Source organism: Pedobacter sp. L105 (assembly GCF_009765875.1).
In the GTDB taxonomy this organism is placed as follows: Bacteria; Bacteroidota; Bacteroidia; order Sphingobacteriales; family Sphingobacteriaceae; genus Pedobacter.
In genome coordinates, this window is the sequence record NZ_LMUP01000007.1 from 236,950 (window position 1) to 256,087 (window position 19,138).

Annotated in this window: 13 protein-coding genes; 4 read left to right on the top strand and 9 right to left on the bottom strand. The window is 40.8% G+C overall.

Annotated elements, in window-relative coordinates; all coding sequences use genetic code 11:
* Positions 1–149 precede the first annotated feature (149 nt).
* The 3 genes from GSQ84_RS14650 to GSQ84_RS14660 form a co-directional block, all read right to left on the bottom strand.
* Positions 150–6,020 carry an ATP-binding protein gene (locus tag GSQ84_RS14650; protein ID WP_158798018.1) on the bottom strand — a complete coding sequence of 1,957 codons (5,871 nt, stop codon included), beginning with the start codon at positions 6,018–6,020 and terminating at the stop codon, positions 150–152.
* Positions 6,021–6,347: 327 nt separating this feature from the next.
* Positions 6,348–7,469, bottom strand: coding sequence for a site-specific integrase (locus GSQ84_RS14655; protein ID WP_158798019.1), 1,122 nt, complete (start codon positions 7,467–7,469; stop codon positions 6,348–6,350).
* A complete protein-coding gene (locus GSQ84_RS14660; RefSeq protein ID WP_158798020.1) occupies positions 7,469–7,903 on the bottom strand; it encodes a helix-turn-helix domain-containing protein in 435 nt (144 codons plus the stop codon). The genes GSQ84_RS14655 and GSQ84_RS14660 overlap by 1 nt, the downstream gene beginning before the upstream one ends.
* A gap of 368 nt (positions 7,904–8,271) precedes the next feature.
* Between GSQ84_RS14660 and GSQ84_RS14665 the strand changes: the two genes are divergently transcribed.
* The gene (locus tag GSQ84_RS14665) at positions 8,272–8,508 is read left to right on the top strand and encodes a helix-turn-helix domain-containing protein (protein ID WP_158798021.1); all 237 of its coding nucleotides are present in this window, start codon (positions 8,272–8,274) and stop codon (positions 8,506–8,508) included.
* Between the two features lie 301 nt (positions 8,509–8,809).
* Here GSQ84_RS14665 and mnmE read toward each other — a convergent pair whose 3' ends face one another.
* The 3 genes from mnmE to rocF form a co-directional block, all read right to left on the bottom strand.
* Complete coding sequence (gene mnmE, locus GSQ84_RS14670) at positions 8,810–10,180, bottom strand: tRNA uridine-5-carboxymethylaminomethyl(34) synthesis GTPase MnmE (RefSeq protein WP_158798022.1); 1,371 nt, start codon at positions 10,178–10,180, stop codon at positions 8,810–8,812.
* Positions 10,181–10,436: 256 nt separating this feature from the next.
* On the bottom strand, positions 10,437–12,218 hold the full coding sequence (argS, locus tag GSQ84_RS14675; protein WP_158798023.1) for an arginine--tRNA ligase: 1,782 nt from the start codon (positions 12,216–12,218) through the stop codon (positions 10,437–10,439).
* Between the two features lie 5 nt (positions 12,219–12,223).
* Complete coding sequence (gene rocF / locus GSQ84_RS14680; RefSeq protein ID WP_158798024.1) at positions 12,224–13,174, bottom strand: arginase; 951 nt, start codon at positions 13,172–13,174, stop codon at positions 12,224–12,226.
* A 101-nt stretch (positions 13,175–13,275) separates the two neighbouring features.
* Between rocF and GSQ84_RS14685 the strand changes: the two genes are divergently transcribed.
* Complete coding sequence (locus GSQ84_RS14685) at positions 13,276–14,667, top strand: arginine decarboxylase (RefSeq protein ID WP_158798025.1); 1,392 nt, start codon at positions 13,276–13,278, stop codon at positions 14,665–14,667.
* Between the two features lie 184 nt (positions 14,668–14,851).
* On the top strand, positions 14,852–15,616 hold the full coding sequence (locus GSQ84_RS14690; RefSeq protein WP_158798026.1) for a PKD domain-containing protein: 765 nt from the start codon (positions 14,852–14,854) through the stop codon (positions 15,614–15,616).
* A gap of 214 nt (positions 15,617–15,830) precedes the next feature.
* Here the strand turns inward: GSQ84_RS14690 and GSQ84_RS14695 are convergent, their stop codons facing one another.
* Both GSQ84_RS14695 and GSQ84_RS14700 read right to left on the bottom strand, forming a co-directional pair.
* Positions 15,831–16,307, bottom strand: coding sequence for a hypothetical protein (locus GSQ84_RS14695; RefSeq protein ID WP_158798027.1), 477 nt, complete (start codon positions 16,305–16,307; stop codon positions 15,831–15,833).
* Positions 16,308–16,462: 155 nt separating this feature from the next.
* On the bottom strand, positions 16,463–16,897 hold the full coding sequence (locus tag GSQ84_RS14700) for an Hsp20/alpha crystallin family protein (RefSeq protein WP_158798028.1): 435 nt from the start codon (positions 16,895–16,897) through the stop codon (positions 16,463–16,465).
* A gap of 77 nt (positions 16,898–16,974) precedes the next feature.
* On the opposite strand from GSQ84_RS14700, the gene GSQ84_RS14705 reads away from it, so the two are divergent.
* Positions 16,975–17,457: a thioesterase family protein gene (locus tag GSQ84_RS14705; RefSeq protein ID WP_158798029.1), complete on the top strand. Its 483-nt coding sequence runs from the start codon at positions 16,975–16,977 to the stop codon at positions 17,455–17,457.
* A 141-nt stretch (positions 17,458–17,598) separates the two neighbouring features.
* Here the strand turns inward: GSQ84_RS14705 and GSQ84_RS14710 are convergent, their stop codons facing one another.
* The gene (locus tag GSQ84_RS14710) at positions 17,599–19,008 is read right to left on the bottom strand and encodes an FAD-binding oxidoreductase (protein WP_158798030.1); all 1,410 of its coding nucleotides are present in this window, start codon (positions 19,006–19,008) and stop codon (positions 17,599–17,601) included.
* Positions 19,009–19,138: the final 130 nt, after the last annotated feature.

Genomic DNA, 19,138 nt, shown 5'->3' on the forward strand with positions numbered 1-19,138 from the left:
GACTCACAGAAGTAATTTAATCACTTTTTTTGAAATCAAAAAATTTGCTCTGTAACGTATTTGTAACGCTTTATCTAAGCTTCCGTGATCGGCCAAGCCCGTTCAGTGCAAATTTCTATATGCCTCTCGATACCGCCAGAACACGGGAATTATATAAATATCATTTCATAAAGACTATGGGTTTTGGCAATCGTGCGGTAACTGCTGCCCTTTTCCCGGACATTTAGCCGGCACACATATCCAAGTTTTAACTGATTTTCGTCCAGCTTATTTTGCAAGTAAGCTCTATCGATCTTCAGATAATTTCCGGAAGGGATAATATCTCCTTGTTCAATAGTCTCCCGCATACCAAGTGCGAAATCGTTCACAGTACAAATAACTGTTTTTCCATCGGTATAGGTAATTTGGTCACCATCTGTACTCAGATTTAGGCTGCCTTGTAGGATAGGATTAAGCAAGGCTGGCTGGTGGACCATTCGATAATATTGCCATATCATCCCCGTATCAAGGATTATAGTACCCACCAAGTCCGTAACCTCCAGATCCAGTAGCTGATGGGCTGTCAATCCCTGACCGGAATGCATCAACTCATGGTCAAAAAAACCCAGATCCTGCGGACTTTCCGCTTTTGAGATCCAGCAGCTCCGGGCACGAGACAACGCTTCAAAAATGATTTCGGCTTCTGGCATCCGATTTCCTTTCAAACGATAAGCAAAAGGCAATAGAATTAATTCGCCCTGGCGCTTGCTCACAAAATAATTAATGCCGGTACGGACAGCACCCTTTAAGCTGAGCAGTTGGTCTTTATCATTGGCCGCAATAAGGCTCCTGATCGGAACTTCCAATAAATTCCGTAGATCGCCAGCTTGTCCCTTTTTAAAAGTCGGCCACCAATCAGGTACTTTACCTGGTTTGATCCGCCAAAACGAAATATCAGCGGGGAGGTTCTTCTTTGTATTACTATCGAATTCGTAATAACTGATCAGCTTCGCATCATACAGGTAGTCCAGTAGATTGAAAAAGGAAGATTTAAAGATTTCGCTGATGACGTTTGAACGGCCAATCATCAATTCACCGGCGGTATTGGCGTAACGTGGGTCATCCCAGGTTTCTTCGATACCCAATGCCTCGATTTTTTCTATAAATAGATAGTACCATAGTCGCCAGACTGGTACCCGAGCTTTTCGCTGGAGCTCGATAATAGTTTCGTGGTAAAATTGCGTCAGGTAGGCATCCATATTACTGAAAAATTTTTCTTCCATCATTTCGTCACGCCGGGAACTCAATACAATAACCCTTGGTATGGGCGCAAAGAATTTAGTCCTCGTTTTCTTTGCGATGGCCTGCAAAAACAGGTCAGTAGCCATGCAACGGAGGCCTATCGGGTAGGTTTTATCAAAGTTAATATACATATAACTGGCGCTTCCCGGGCGATCCAACGATTTCAGCACAATGGTCAAGCCGTAACATGCATAAGTTTCCAGTTTAACTTCTAAGAGCCATTTTATAAACCGAGTATGCAAAACTCCTGCTGTATCATCGGCGAGCATTTCGGCCAACAAATAAGCTGCCCGTTCACGGGTGAGCGGACTTAGCCATTCGACCCTTTTGAGCAGAACATCGATCGGCAGAATCTGCTCCTCATTTAAGGCAAAAGCCGGTTGGTTGAGTTTCACACCTGGGAAAAGGTTTGGTAGCAGGGCAATATTAGCACTAGTTAATTCCTCGGCCCGGTCAGTCATACCTACATAGCTAAAAAAATGGGTGACGCGAGGCACGGGTAGGTAATATGTTCCACCTTTGCCCCGATTTCTACCGGAATATATGATCGTTTTGTCGAGAAAATCTAATACCCTTGCAGGAAAATCGCGTATCAACAGCTTCCATTTCTGCTTTGCCGATTCCAAGTGAGTGCTCAGGTCACTCCAATCGCTATTATTAGCATAAGACCAGCACAAACAGTCGAAAGCAAACTTAGGGTCTGAAGCGAGTACATGCGGATAAAGCAAGTCCAGCACCTCCGCTGGTATGTGTGTAAAATCACGAACTGTCAGTGTTTTTAATGCGGTGATGACATCGAACGTTCCCTCCTCATTTTCGGGCAACCAAACCGTACACCATTCCTTAAGAAAGTTTTGCTGCACATAATTCTTACGACTATAGTTTTCATGACCCAAGTTATCGTAATAACCTATCAGTTCAGTAGAAGAGATACCAGTGATTTTGGAAATATCGACTTCATGGGTATGGGAACCATAATCCTGCTGTGGTTCCCGCTCATCGTCATAATTGACGGGGCCAAACATTGCGTCGATCTTCCCTAACGCCCTCTGTGCCTCCGGACTGGTTTTTGCCAGGAAGCTCAGGCTGTTATGTGCGCTGTGCGATACAGCAGTTTCTGCGATCGCTGCACCTATAGGTTCACCCAAGTCCAGACAGGCAAGGCAATCACCAAATAAAGATTCCGACAGGCCATAATTTCTTTTTTCCAACGCATCAAAATACAGGTTGAACAATAGGTTAGGATCGTAAATGCTCAGCAGACCGGCCCAGGTATAAATGAAAGCTCCTGTCTCATCACCGTCGGTATAGGCTTCCATATCATAGACATAAGGTGCGATCTGACGCAAATAATCCTTCGTCTTTTTAGAACCGGCAGTTCCGCACACCTGGATGTTTTCGATAACATATGCTAGGGTCATGTCCTTATGGTTGCCGTAGCTGATAAGGATATCGGCGGCTTTTGTCAGAAGTGCATCTGCTTCAGCTTGGCGACCTAAGCGTTCTGCCTGCCGGATCAGGGCTACATACCGTTCTGCACGTTGGTCGAATTGCACGATAGTACTTTCCAGCCCGGCGATGACGCGATTTTGGTAGGCATCATAGGCAACATCACTGAATCCAAAAGATGAAGAATCGAATAATTCGTGCCGGGTCGTATCGTTCAGCCACTTGCAATCAAACAGAGCAATTACATCATCTTTGGAGAGTTCATTGAGAATATTCAACTGCGCATTCAGAATCGCACCGGTGCGAAACAGGGTCGCAAAAAGATGGGGAATTATAGTACGTTTAAGTTCGAATATCTCATGATTGGCGTAAAAATCCAAGTCGGGCAAAGATTGAAAACTGCTAATCAATTCGGCAATCCGAAATGCATGTTTGCTTTGATAATCATCAGCCATACGCAGTGAGTTTTTCAGAACAGTTTTCATTAGAAGCACCGGCCAATGGTCTACTGGCTGTGCGATCCATTTCCGGACGGTTTCGGCTGAGCCGGAAAGACATAGGTAAAGCCCGGAAAAAAAATTACCTGTGTAAAGTTCATTTGCTTTACCTGACCGGGCAGATTGGTAATCGAGTGCATCCGGGAAAGCCTTTGCTGCATCCAGTCGGATATGTTTAGGTGTCGTACGTTCTTTGAAAAAGTAATATAGCTCAGAAAATTGGTCAGGCTGGGCCTTGCGACACCAGATATCAATCTCCGGCACCCAGTCTCGCTTCCCGGTAAGCAGGTGGTGGACGAGCAGGCGCTGATATACGACATTCCTTTCTTCGGTCTGTAGCGTCTGTTTTAGTAGTTGGCCAATCAGTTCTTCTCGTTTCATCCGCAGAAGCAATTGGATAAAAAGGTTGAAATAGGCGACCGAGCGGTTAGTCCCCTTGAACTGGAGTAAAAAGGTATAGATCTTTTTAAACGGTTCGTTATTGAAATGCAGTAAAACCTCAAATATGCTTTCTATCACTTCATCTTGTTCGTAATCATGGGTACGCAACAAATCGTCAAAGCGCAGAAGCGCTTCTGACGGTACAGCCTGGAGGATGCCTTCATCATAGAGGTTTAACAGATAGTTTTTGAGTGCGAAATGGCTCAATTGCCCATAATCAAGGAACCGTTTGCTTCCTTTCTTTTTGCGACTGTAAGCAAAATCTCCCAGCGCTGGTAGCACCTTAGATAAATTGTATTGTTTATTTTCAAAATAGACTTCCAGATAACGAAATTCGAGCACCTTGCTGTACAAACGCTTTTTGAAGGCTGCCTCAACCGCTAGTTCCAATATCCTTATGATTTGAATTTCATCCCTGCAATCCAGGTAAGCGTTTATGATCCAGGGTTTATCTACTTTCAGTAGTGGCTTATCATTGCCCAATGCGTACTCGACCTTGAGCAATTCAGCCCAAGCCAGGTCTTTATTTTTCGGTTTTTTCAACCAGTTACGGAGCTGTTTGTAAAGTAGCATCTGCTGCTCTGCAAGTTCGGGTTGGTCACCAATAAAGACGGCAAAACTATTGTGATAAACGGAAATGCCAGGTAGTTCAATACGGATCAGGTGCCGGATTTGCTTGTAAGCCTCGCTGATTTCTTGCGGTTTACTGGCTAAATGCGCGGCCAGGTCGAAGAGTTGTTCTTCCTGAAGTTTAAAATCCAAGCGGGTTATGGCCAAAGCAAAGGTCTTGGACAGTGGGGCAAGCTGCTGCCAAAGGGCCGAATAATAATCGCTGATCTCGCCTGTATAGGGTAATACAGCAGCAATGCTGTCGGCGGAAACGACATCATTTCCCAGTTCAAGTTGTTTCAGGACATACTTTAAGTGCAGTGGATTGCCTTGGGTCTTGGCGTATAAAGCCGGTATTAGTTGGTCCGCGATGTCCTCGTGCTGATGGACGCACGCACGTACGGGGTGTTTTTCAAAAATATGCCTGACGGCCTGACGACTTAATCCCTTGATCTCGATCCTTTTTTCTGGGAGGACAAGGCGGCTGATTACATTGGGTAAAAAAGGTAGCGCCATTTCCTGAGTACCCAACACAAGCCAAAAGCCCTTTTGTGGGTAAAGCACCTGTTCTATAAATTCGCCTAACTCCCGTTCATCAAAGCTTTCTCGGATTACGTGGTCTAGCCCGTCAATAATCAGCACGAACGTTTTACCCCTATCACTGTAATATTTAGCAACAGCAGCTATAAAATCTTTTAAGGGGGTGTGTTCCGTGTTATGTATGGCGAGTTGGCCAAGAACATCTTCCTTTTGCTTTTTAAATTCGGCTTTGAGGGCTTCCTTTACTCGGTCGGAATTGAGCCGGTCGCGGTAAGAAGTATCTTTCGGATTTAAATGGTAATGGTGTCGTATGACAAACAAACCAACCTTTTCCTGAAGCAGTTGATAGAGTTTAGACAGGTAGGTGCTTTTTCCGCTACCAGGCTTACCTGTAAAAAGCTTAATACCTCCACAAGTATCCCGCAGTTCTTGAACGGTCAATGCATGTTTGTGTTTATCAAAAAACTCAAAGTCGGCTGGCACCTCAAAGTCTTGGTTGAGTGGCCGAGGATCATCCCACGACAACTGGTCACGAATACTAGATAAAGTAAAAACGAGCGGGTATTTCGCAGAACCCTGTTGTCCTATATGGAGCAGCAAGCGATCCGCACCGGCTTGAGTCACCTTAAGTTCATAATATAAGATTTCTCTTAGTTCCCCCTCCAACTTATCCCTACCTGGCATGTCAAAGGTAAATACAAAATTATCGCAGAATTGCCGGAGCGCGTCTTCGCCATGAATTACGTTCAAGCTCTGAAGGAGTTTTGGTTGATGTCTGACCAGTTTTTCATAATTAATCCGATCCTCTTGGAGACAATCGGCGACCTCGGAGTCTGCCGTGCCGTTAGTTATTAACGCGCCTGTACCTGGTATACCTGCATTTATCAAACTAGCGTAAGAACTGATCCAGTTATTCCAACCCTTTTCCAACAAACGATCAAAGGTCCATAGATCGGTCGATGGATTTTGCAGATGTTTAAGCTGGTGAAATTCCAGGAAACCGTTTTGATCTTTTGCAACAATATCATCAATAGCAAAACGGAATGCCTTTATTTCAGATGGTACATATTGAATTTTTAATTCACTGTATCGACGAGGATTTTTCAACCATTTAACACACAACTGTAGTACATAGAGGTCTTCGAAGTCATATCCACTTCTTATGGAACTGTTGGGATTTATTCTGGTTGTATCGGTTTTCATGTAACCCTAAAGTTAGCTTAAAAATCATTACGATTGTTGGGATGTATGGTATCGGTTCACCAATGATTACTTTTACGAGCAACAATATTCTGGGAGAAAAGTAAACGTTCTAACCCGCTAATTAAACTTAGAATTCTTTCCTTTGGCTACGTTTGTGCGATGCCGTCAAACGTTTTTAAACACAACACTAAAGCTGCAAACTCAAAATTATCCTGCATAATTAGCCCAATGTCCACCTAGGACATAAATTAACATAGCAATACTGCTCTGACTTAAATCATGAATTTAGAACTAATCACATTAAAGATCTAAACTAGATAGTTATCACTAAAAGTACTCCAAATCAAGAACTATTCTCTCTGCCGCTTCAGTTTTTTTCTTGTCAACAATTTTAGCATACACTTGAGTGCTTTTTAGACTTTTATGTCCGAGCAATTTAGATAATGTAAAAATATCCGTTCCATACTCCAATTGTAAAGTTGCATAAGTATGCCTAAAACTGTGAAAAGTAATATTTTTATACACTCTCGCTCTATGTAACCAGGCAACAAAAAACGGTTTTAAGGACGAATATTTTAAGTTGTCAAAGACTATCTCATTCGGCTCTCCCCTTTTTCCAATAAGCTGTACAGCTTGATCAGAGATTGGTAATACTTCAGCATTTCCTGTTTTATCTTGAATATACTGCAAATAGTATTTACCAGGTACTCCTTTAATATTTGAATAAGTCAGTGCCTGCACATCAGAAAATCGTAGGCCAGTGAGTCCCGAAAAAAGAGCCGCTCTTTTCATCAAATCAGATGATGAAGGTGTAGACGCCAATCGCTGAAATTCTTCGATTTCCAAACGATCCCGATGTGTTTCCTGGAGCTTAATAGGCAGAACAATTTTATACAAATCAACATCAATCAATCCTCTTTTAAATACCTCCTTAAGAACTGAACGAAATTTAGCAAAGTAATTAACTGCGGTGTTCTTACTTATCGCTTTCTCTCTGCTATTTAACCCAGGCCCACTTAACAAGAAGTTTTTGTAATCTTCACAGAGAAAGTCATTTAAATCACTCAACTTAATATCTTCCTCAGCGAAAGCTATAAAGTAACGAAGCGCCATCGCATGATTATCAGAGTCAGACCTTTGCTTCTTAATCGTAAACGCCCTGAAATGTTCTATAAAACTAGAATCTCTGATAGCATCAGACAAAAATCCAAATCTTCTATTTTGAATATCAATCTGACGACTAGCACGTATAAATTCAACCAGATTTGATGTTTCCTTATTATGCAACCTTTCTGCGACATTAGATGGCTTATCAAAGGTAAATAGCTTTAGATACTCTGTTCGCTGCAACTTTCCCGTATAGGGGTTATAAATTGGCGGATAGTGATCCAGATAGATGGTATGCCTGGCTTTGGAAATGGCTTTACGTCGTATGGTAACCTTGGACATTATTTTATATCGTTATTAAAAATTACATCAAGTTCTTTTTTTGCAACATAAGTATACCACCCATTTTTAAATTTTGATATCTTATGTCGTTTAATCAGCTGATACAAACCAGCCTCTGAAATTTTAAATTTCTTTTGTGCTTCTGCTATAGAATAGCTATCCCTTATCTTGGGCCTAACCACGAGCTTCTCTTCAGGGAATTTAATCTGTTCTTTAATTTCAAACAATCGATCGATCTCCTTACGAGATATAACAGTTTTACGCACAGAGAGATTTACAGCAGCTAATTTCCCGTCTGCAATCATTCTATAGATCATTTTTGTTGATGTACTTAAAAGTTTAGCCGCGTTACTCACACTCAAAAAATATTTTCCCTGTAAACTCTTAATCGGTTTATCTAGGATGGTTTGTACTTCCTGATCTGTGTCTTTCATTGCATTAACACGCAATCTTAGCTTATAACTTCTCTTATTGCATATTGCGCTACAAAACCGCATTACTGTTGTTTTAGCATCAAATATTCCTTTGCAATGCTCACAAATCCTCTTCACTGTAAAATTCGAACTCATATTCTAAATAAAATTTGGTATTCGCATAGTAACCTACACGAGCCATTAAATCATATCGTGATAAATACTAAAATGCTTTATTCATCGATACAATGAGATATAAGAACACTTGAAATTACAGCGGAATTCCATAATAAAAGCTTCTAATCTTCCGCAAACGTAAAAAAAACATTCCAATTACAACGCATCCGTTGTACAACATCTAAGTTGTTTACCCTTCTTTTACGCTTCCAATGGAAAAGGAAACCCTACTTAAAGATCTTGGTGCCAGGATACGTGAAATACGTAATAAGAAGGGTATTTCTCAAAAACAACTTGCCTATTCCATTGGCAAAGACCAACAATCTGTGCAAAGATTAGAAGCTGGCAATATAAACCCAACCTATTATTATCTCTATGAAATAGCTGATGGTCTGGAAGTCGATCTTGAGGTTTTAATCAAAAGAGAAGGTGCTGACTCCACTGAATAGAACCTTTGCGATGTAAAACCTCTCAAATCATCTTTTGTTATTTACCCTTATTTTGATCAAATAAGCATTAATAAGTATATATAAGCATCGATAAGAGACGATAACTAACTATAAAATTTGGCGATATTAGATAAGCTGTCTGAGGTACAAATGAGGTACAAAAAATTCTAACAACACGATAAAAATCATTTTACGATCGCAAATTTAACTTTAAAAGTATTAAAATAATAAATAAGACTTTTTATTTTCATAAATAAGTCTTATTTTTAAATAAAAAAGACATTTTTTATTTAAAAATAAACTATTTCCCAATGCAAAACTTACTGAATATATTCTCCAGCAAATCGTCAGTAGTAACCTTCCCTGTAATCTCACCTAAATAATACAGTGCCTGCTTAATATCAATCGCCAAAAAATCTGAAGTAACCGGATTAATCAACCCTTCAGAAACACTATTCAATGAATCCTGAGTCCTTCTCAATGCCTCCACATGCCTGATATTCGTCACCATAGTATGGCTTTCCGATAACTTATCCCCTACTGCTGTTTCATACAGCAAATCTTTCAGTTCTTCTATCTTTTGGTTCTCCCTTGCAGAAATTGCGATAAACTGGATATCCGAAGGTAAATTCAATTCCTTGATCCTGTCACTGTAAGTCAGGTCCATCTTATTCGCTACTGCGATAAAAGCCACTCCTGGCTGATGCAAACGGGCGATATCTTCATGTATTTCTTTTGCAGTAAGGTTAACCACATCAAACAAATAAACCAAAACGGCCGACTGGCTGATTTTCTGCATGGTCTTCTCCACACCAATAGCCTCAATCGTATCTGTAGCTTCGCGTATGCCCGCCGTATCGATCAAACGAAAGTTTATACCTTTGATATTTAAAACTTCCTCAATCGTGTCCCTTGTCGTTCCTGCGATCTCACTGACAATCGCACGGTCGTCATTTAATAAAGCGTTCAGCAAAGTCGACTTTCCTGCATTAGGCCTGCCGGCAATCACTGTATTGATCCCCTCTTTGATCACATTTCCCAATTCAAAAGAACGGATCAGCTTATTCAACACAAGGGTGATCTTATTGATCAGCGCCTGTAACTGATCTCTATTCGCAAACTCCACATCTTCTTCAGAGAAATCCAATTCCAGTTCTATCATCGAAGCAAAATGGATCAGTTGTTCCCGCAACACATTCAACTCTGTGCTGAAACCTCCGCGCAACTGGTTCATCGCTACACTATGTGCTGCCTGTGAATCTGAAGAAATCAGATCTGCCACCGCTTCTGCCTGTGAAAGATCCATTGCGCCATTTAAAAAAGCACGTAAGGTAAACTCACCTGGCTTAGCTGCCGAAGCCCCTTTCCTGATCAATAAATTAATAATCTGCTGGATGATATAATTGGAACCATGGCACGAGATTTCTACCACATTCTCTTTGGTGTACGATTTAGGGCCTACAAAAAGACTGACCACTACTTCATCAATCACGATGTCGCCATCTTTGATCAATCCGAAATGAAGTGTATGTGTAGGCTGCACCAATAGATCTTTACCACTGAAAACGGAATTGGTGATTGCAATTGCATCTTTCCCTGACAAGCGGATCACTCCGATAGCACCCGATCCGGTCGGGGTTGATAAAGCAACTATTGTTTCATTTGTGATCATACGGCAGAGCTTAAGTGGAATAAGCCGCAAATGTACCCAAATAGAATAACCTTTCTTTGATTACCAGGCGAAATTAACACCGCAATTACATTTATACGGAAGCAGTAAAAGGAGTTCCAGACAATCTTTTGACGGGCTTTAGACGTAGTAAAAGCTGTCCGGCGCAGCAAGAAACTATTGGTAACTGCTGGTGCTTGAATTTCGCTAAACACCAGCAGTAACGAGTATAATTTTTAAAGTATCATTCCAAAAACAGTTACATCCTTTCCGGAACTGCTATCCCAAGGATGCGCATCCCTGCTTTCAGTATATTCGCAGTTACCCAGCTCAGGTTTAGCCTGTGCTGTTTTAACTGTTCATCTTCTTCTTTAACGATCGGTGGAATTTCATGATAAAACTTATTGAACATCTTGGCCACTTCGTAAATGTAATTGGCTAAACTTGCCGGGCTAAATGACTTCGCCGCAGCAGCGATTTCCGATGGATATTTTGCCAGTAAGATGATCATTTCCAGCTCAGTCTCTGATAAGGAAATGTAATTATCTACCTGTACGCCTTGTTTAAATTCAGCTTTGCTCAACAACGATTTGATACGTGCATGGGTATACTGAATAAAAGGACCTGTATTGCCCTGGAAATCTATAGATTCTGCCGGATCAAATAACAAACGTTTCTTAGGCTCAACTTTCAGCAGAAAGTACTTCAAAGCACCCATCCCGATGTTATAATACAGCTGCTCTTTTTCTTCCTCACTAAAATTATCTACCTTGCCTAAGGCTTCGGTTTTCTGCCTTGCCGTCAACACCATTTCGGCGATCAGGTCGTCTGCATCAACCACTGTACCTTCACGGGATTTCATTTTTCCGCTTGGCAGATCTACCATACCATAAGATAAATGATACAATCCCTTCGACCAGCTTTTGCCCAGTTTATCCAGGATCAGGAACAATACCTTAAAATGATAATCCTGTTCGTTACCTACCACATAGATCGACTCATCCATACCAAAGTCATCATATTTCATTTGGGCAGTACCCAGATCCTGTGTGATATACACAGAAGTCCCATCGGCACGCAAAACCAGCTTCTGATCAAGGCCATCGGCAGTCAGGTCTATCCAAACAGACCCGTCTTCCTTTTTAAAGAAAACACCCTTTGCCAGTCCTTCTTCTACGGTATCTTTTCCTAACAGATAGGTGTTGCTCTCGTAATAATATTTATCAAAATCTACACCCAGGTTTTTGTAGGTTACGTCGAAACCTTCATATACCCAGCCGTTCATTGTTTTCCAGAGGTCAATTACTTCAGCATCGCCAGATTCCCAGGCTAAAAGCATGGCCTGCGCCTGTTTGATCAGCGGAGCATTCTTTTTAGCTTCATCTTCTGTTTGTCCCTGAAGTTTAAGGGTTTCGATCTCTTTTTTATATTCTTTATCAAAGATCACATAATACTTACCTACCAGGTGATCTCCTTTTAATCCTGAGCTCAGTGGAGTTTCTCCGTTTCCCCATTTCTGCCAGGCCAGCATCGACTTACAGATATGAATACCCCTGTCGTTCACCAGGTTTACTTTAAACACTTCCGAACCATTTGCTTTTAGCAACTCCGAAACGGAATAGCCGAGCAGGTTATTACGCACATGCCCCAGGTGAAGCGGTTTATTGGTATTTGGAGAAGAATATTCTACCATTACTTTTTTGCCATTAGCCGCGATGGTACCAAATTCTGGTTTCAACAATTCGGTATTCAGCAGGCTTACCCAATAAGAATTATTAATACTCAGGTTTAAAAATCCTTTCACTACATTAAAGGCAACTACATCCTCTACATGCTCCAGCAGGTATTCACCCAGATCGCTGGCCGTTACTTCTGGTGATTTTTTAGAAAAGCGCACTACAGGAAATACAACGATAGTAATTTGTCCTTCAAACTCGCTACGCGTGTCCTGCAGACTGATTTGTGCTTCAGGAAGATCCTGATGGTATAGTTTTTTAACTGCTTCAATGGTTGCAGTTACAATATGTTGTTCGATATTCATAATTCTTATTCGTTTCTAAAGGCATTGGTAGCCTTAATTAAAATCTCAAAGGCATGTTCTGCCATTTGATTTTCGCGGTCGAGCGTAGGGTTTACTTCTACGATCTCAAAACAACATACTTTATGGTATGCCAGGAACCGCGACATCAGGTTACCAGCTTCACGCTCTGTAAGCCCCTGTGCTACAGGGGTGCCCGTTCCTCTTGAAGCTGTAGGATCCAGGGAATCTACATCAAAAGAAATATAGATCAGGTCGCAGTGGTCGAGGTATTGTAAAGTATCGATCACTACCCTTTCTACCCCTCTTTTTCTTAATTCCGCGGTGGTAAAGTTCTTGACTTTATTTTTCTTAATCAAAGATTCTTCAGGTTTTTCCATATCTCTGGCAGAAATCAGTACCAGATCACGATAATTGATCTTCGGTGCTATTTTACCTACATTTTTCAGCTGGTACCAATAATTCAATGTTTCCTGGTCCAGGTTGTTCACTTTCGACTCCAGATTATCCTCATCCAGCACCATCGCCAATGGCATTCCGTGCATATTTCCGGAGGGTGTAGTATAGGGAGAATGCAGATCTGCGTGGGCATCGATCCAGATTACCCCGAGTTTAGCTTTAGGATTGGCTTTTTTTATTCCTGTAATCGTTCCCGCAGCTGTACTATGGTCGCCGGCCAGTACTACAGGAAATTCATGTTTACCCAGAGTTTCTTCCACCTGCTCTGCCACTCTTTCCACCATGGTTAAAATACCTGAAATCCGCTTGGCATAAGGGCTGCCGCTGCTTTCAAGCAATAAATGGTTCTCATTGGGCACTTCTACAGACTTGTGCGTTTTAAAGAATCTACTTCCAAAATCAAGGGCAGCAATTTTAATCGCGTCTACGCCAAGGCTGGCCCCACGGGTACCTGCGCCTAACTCCGACTTAACTTCTATAATTTTTAAGTTCTTGGTCATAAAAAAAATTACCAGTGTATTCTAAAGTGTTTATCTTTGGCACCAAAATTAACTCATTTTAATTTGCCAACCCTTTAAATAATTGTTCAAAAATATAAAAAATGCAGAGTTACTCCGAATTTCTTGATCTTAGTGTAGGTTTCCCTCAGGAAGGATACAGCGTTATTGACGACGAACTATACTTTCAGGATCTGAATTTAATGGAAATGATTGAAACTTATGGTACTCCATTACGTTTTACTTATCTTCCGATGATCTCCAAAAAGATCCAGCAGGCAAAACTGCTGTTTCAGACAGCGATCATCAAGAACAATTACCGCGGTGATTATAAATATTGCTATTGTACCAAAAGTTCCCACTTCCGTCATATCGTTGAAGAGGCACTGAAAAATGGCATTCACCTGGAAACTTCATCTGCATTTGATATGCCGATGATTGAAGCCCTGGAGAAAAAAGGGTCCCTGACTAAAGATATCACAGTGATCTGTAATGGTTTTAAAACCTACCAATACAAACAATATATCATCGATATGTTGCACGACGGATATAAAAACATCATTCCGGTGCTTGACAACAAAGAGGAGTTTAACCTTTTTGATGATGAAGTTGAATTGGATACCCCTTGTAATTTAGGTATCCGTATCGCTGCAGAGGAACAGCCGGATTCACAATTCTATACTTCCCGTTTAGGCGTTCGTATGGAAGACGTAATTGATTTCTACAACAATAAGATCTCGATGAACCCAAATTTCAGGGTAAAACTGCTGCATTTCTTCATCAACTCTGGTATTACGGATTCTCCATACTACTGGAATGAGCTGGAAAAATACGTTACCTTATACTGTAAATTCAAAAAGATCAATCCTGAACTGGATACGCTGGATATTGGTGGTGGTATGCCATTCAAAGATTCATTGGTTTTTGATTTCGATTATGAATACATGGTAAACGAGATCGTAAAACGTATCAAAGAAATTTGTGCTGAGCACGATGTGGTAGAGCCGGATATCATTACAGAATTTGGAAAATACACCGTAGCAGAAGCTTCAGGCATCTTGTACAAAGTATTGGGACGTAAACAGCAAAACGACCGTGAAAAATGGCTGATGCTGGATGGTTCTTTTATTACTAACCTGCCGGATGTATGGGCATTGAACCAGAAATATATTCTGTTACCGATCAACAACTGGGATGCAGAATACGAAAGGGTCAACTTAGGTGGTATTACCTGCGATGGTCAGGATTACTACAACCAGGAAGCACATATGAACTCTGTGTTTATGCCAAAAACCCGTAAAGTACAATATTTAGGTTTCTTCAATACTGGTGCTTACCAGGAAGTGCTAAGTGGCTATGGTGGCATCCACCATTGTTTATTACCAAGTCCTAAACACGTCATCATCCGTCGCAACCGCGATGAAACCTTCAATTTCGAAGTATTTGGAGAAGAGCAAAACAGTAAACAGGTATTAAAAATCCTGGGTTACACCTAGAACTCCCCCACTAAATTATCCCAGATCCCGTTCCACTTGAACGGGATTTTTTTTGCCCAAAAATTAAGACCATCAACTTCAAGTCATTATCACTCAGCAAAATTCACGTTACACTTCCACAACAAGACAATAAATATCTATATTGTAACAACTAACCTAATAAACAACAAAAGATGTAACCTCAATGAAAAAGCTCTATTTTATCGCTCTGTTATTTTGTCTAAGCATAAGTGCATGTAAAAAAGACAATACCGCACCAGCCCCTGCAGCTGATTTCTCGTTTGATGGTATTACCGGATCAAACATTGCAGTAACACAGGGCACAAGTAATACCGTATCTAACCATTCTACTAACGGATCAACTTATTTATGGGATTTCGGTGACGGAACAACATCGACTGAAGCAACCCCATACATTACTTTTAAAAAAGGCGGAAACATTACCATTTCGTTAACCGTAAAAAATTCCAAAGGAGAATCCTCTATACAAAAAAAACAAGTAAAAGTATTGGTTCCAACTATACACCAGATTACTATCACTGACATCAACAAATGGGTCGGCAACGACTTATCACCCCTAACAAAATTTATTGGCGGAGATGTTTGGGTAGAGATATATAAATCAAACAATAATACCACCTATCAATATTTAGACAACAAATCATACAATTATCCGCTTTTCTATAAAAGCCAGGTTTATACAGGTGTTACCACGAATAATTTAGCTCCATTAGTGATCAATGTACCCGATAAAGTAACTCTGGATGGAAAATTCTCTTCCAGTGATACCAAATACAGCTATAACTTATATGTGAAAGATGTGAACGGCACACATCTCCTTTTTGCTTCAGATGTTTGGGGTTCAACTTTTATCACCGACCAGCAAAATGCATTCACCTGGTATTCTTCCTTAAGTACTGTTGTAAACATTACCGGAAACTGGGAATAAACTAGCCTTTGCGAATAAATATAACAGATCATAATGTACCTTTTCCAATTGCTGCTAAAATAATAGAGATGATGTTCAATTCAACACATAATTTATACATCATGCGCAGACTATGTGCCGCCCTGATTATTCATTCTGCCCCGCATCATAGAAAAATTAGTCTTTAGACTAATAATAACAAATGATGATGATCCCGAATTAAATGGATACCCCTCTACGCCTTGCCCGGATGATATCCCCCCGGATAATGGAGAAAGTTTACTCCTTTTGGTTCCCCCTGAACAGGAGATCTTCCCTGGAGAGAAAAAACAATGGTACTGTTTTCTGACATGCATTTATTATAAACCCTGCCCGGATGATATCCCCCCGGATAATGGAGAAAGGTTACTCCTTTTGGTTCCCTCTGAACAGGAGATCTTCCCTGGAGAGAAAAAAACATGGTACTGTTTTCTGACATGCATTTATTATAAACCCTGCCCGGATGATATCCTCCCGGATAATGGAGAAAGGTTACTCCTTTTGGTTCCCCCTGAACAGGAGATCTTCCCTGGAGAGAAAAAACAATGGTACTGTTTTCTGACATGCATTTATTATAAACCCTGCCCGGATGATATCCTCCCGGATAATGGAGAAAGGTTACTCCTTTTGGCTCCCCCTGAACAGGAGATCTTCCCTGGAGAGAAAAAAACAATGGTACTGTTTTCTGACATGCATTCCTTAATTCCAAGGAATGAGGAAGAAAACAGTACCATTGTTTTTTACCCCCAAAGAATATCCCCTTTTAATGAAAAAAAAGGGGCAAACCTTTCGGAATGCCCCTCTTCAACCAAAAAAATGAAACACTTATTATGAAACTTTAATTTCTTTGCTTTCAGGCTCTAAGTTTTCTTTTTTACCAATAGTAATGGTCAATATTCCATTTACATATTCAGCAGCAATTTTCTCTGCATCTACTGTTTCTGGCAAAACGAATGACCTTGCGAATGATAAATAATCAAACTCTTTTCTGCTGTAATTTTTTTGGACTGCAGTATCTTCAGTTTTTTTCTCAGCCCACACTGAAAGTGTATCTTTTTTCAGATTGATCTGAAAATCTTCTTTTACCAAACCAGGTGCAGCCAGTTCAACTGTATAATCCTTTTCAGATTCCAAAATGTTCACACCCGGAACTTTATTAATAGTGTAATTTTTATTTAATGCATCACTGAACAAAGAATCGAAAACATTGTTAAAGTAAGGTGCATTGTTTCTTGTGCGGTTGTTAAATTTTACTAATGTCATGGTTATATTCCTTTTAATTTTTGATTTTTAAATTGTTATAATCACTTATTCAACTCTCATACCAACACATTTTTCCTATGAACTTAAAGACATTATGGCATAAAAAAGAAATTGTTACAGACAAAAAGTCAGTAAAAGCCCATAATCACGAAAGTTTTAAGTACAAAACGTCAATAGAGCTACGTTTTGCCGACTTCGATATGATGGGCCACGTGAACAATGTAACCTACTTCACTTTCCTCGAAATTGCCAGAACCAAGTATTGGACACACGCCATATCCTGGGATTGGGAAAAAACAGGGGTGATCGTAGCACAGGCTTCCATGAACTACCTGAGTCCGGTTTATCCAAAAGATCAGCTGAGCATTTATGTACGTACTTCAAGAATTGGCGACAGCAGTTTTGACCTTGAATATTTACTGGTAAAACATGTAAATGGTGATGAAGTAGTATGCGGGACAGGGAAAACGGTATGTGTGGCTTTTGATCACACGACAAAAAAATCTACTCCCATTCCTGAAACAGAAAAAAATAAAATGGTCACCTTCGAGCAGCTATAAGCTGCCCAATATTCTGCAATCTCTAAGATCAGGGGATATATTTCAGAATGGGGCACTGATGAACCGGATAGAATAATGGGTAAGCATATTTTACCCGGTTCATCAAAAAACTCAAAACAGACTATGGCTGAACAGCCTATTCTAAAATATCTTTCCCGGATTCAGGATACTATTCGGATCGAATACCTTTTTAATATTCCGCATCAAATTCAGATGGACCTCACTGTACTTGATAGACATAAACTCCCTTTGAACCAAACCTATTCCATGTTCACCCGATATTGTTCCACCAAGATCGGCTGTTAGCTGAAATAGCTCTATAATCCCGTCTTTCAATTTATTTTTCCAGTCGTCATCACTCATGCCAGCCTTGATAATATTGATATGCAGATTTCCATCACCAGCATGCCCGTAACAAACACTCTCAAAGCCATACCGGGAACCAATCTCTTTGATACCACTGATCAGCTGAGGCAAAGCTGCGCGGGGCACCACTGTATCTTCTTCCTTATAGACAGAATTAGCCTTCACAGATTCGGCCATCGTCCTGCGCATTCGCCAAAGCTCTTCCTTTTGTTGTGCTGTATCTGCAAACAATACATCGGTGCAGCCGAAAGCTTCCAGAACGGTATTAACGTGCTCACAATCCTTGAAGATCGAATCCATATCTCCTCCGTCGAACTCAATTAACAGATAGGCATTGATACCATCTTTAACTTCGAACTTAATATCATCATATTTTACGACCCACTCTACTCCTCTGCGTTCCATAAACTCTAAAGCAGAAGGAATCACACCCGTTTTAAAAATTGCCGACACTGCTCCACAGGCCTGCTCATTTTCAGCGAATGAACCCAGCATCAACACACTGTGCTTAGCCAGGGGTATCAATTTGGTTACAATTTTTGTCACTACGCCTAGCGTTCCTTCAGAACCAATCATCAGTTGGGTAAGGTTATAACCAGACGCATATTTTAAGGTATTAGCGCCCGTCCAAATGACTTCCCCGGTAGGTAAAACTACTTCCAGGTTTAAAATATACTCTCTGATGGTACCATATTTCACCACCCTCGGGCCACCGGAACCATGTGCAACGTTACCACCGATAAAACAGGAACCTTTGCTGGACGGATCTACGGGATAAAGCAACCCCTCTGCTGCAACCGCATTGATGAACTCCTCGGTGATAACTCCGGGTTCTACCGTAGCCTGTAAATTATCTGTATCAATAGAAATGATCGCTTTAAACTTTTCCATAGATAATAAAACACCGCCAAAAACCGGCAGTGCAGCGCCGCTAAGTCCTGTACCCCCGCCCCTTGGGGTAACTGGAACACCGATCTCATTACATAACTTTAGCAGAGTGGCAACTCCTGCTGTATTTGCAGGTTTTACCACCACCTCAGGATAATAATGCAAGTCTTCAGTTTCATCATGACTGTAATTTGCCAGCGAATCCTCATCTGTAAACACATTTTCTATACCTATAGCCTGGGCTATCCGGGTAAGAATTTCAGGGGTAATTTTTGTATAATTGATAACTGCCGACATAATTGAAATGTTTTCGCCCGATGATTTACCGCACATATAAGATTAGTTCTTTTTTTCTGAGGAATAAGCTAACTGAACAAAGGAATAATGGATTTCGCCCGGCATAGGCGGGGGCATCTTTTTTATTTCC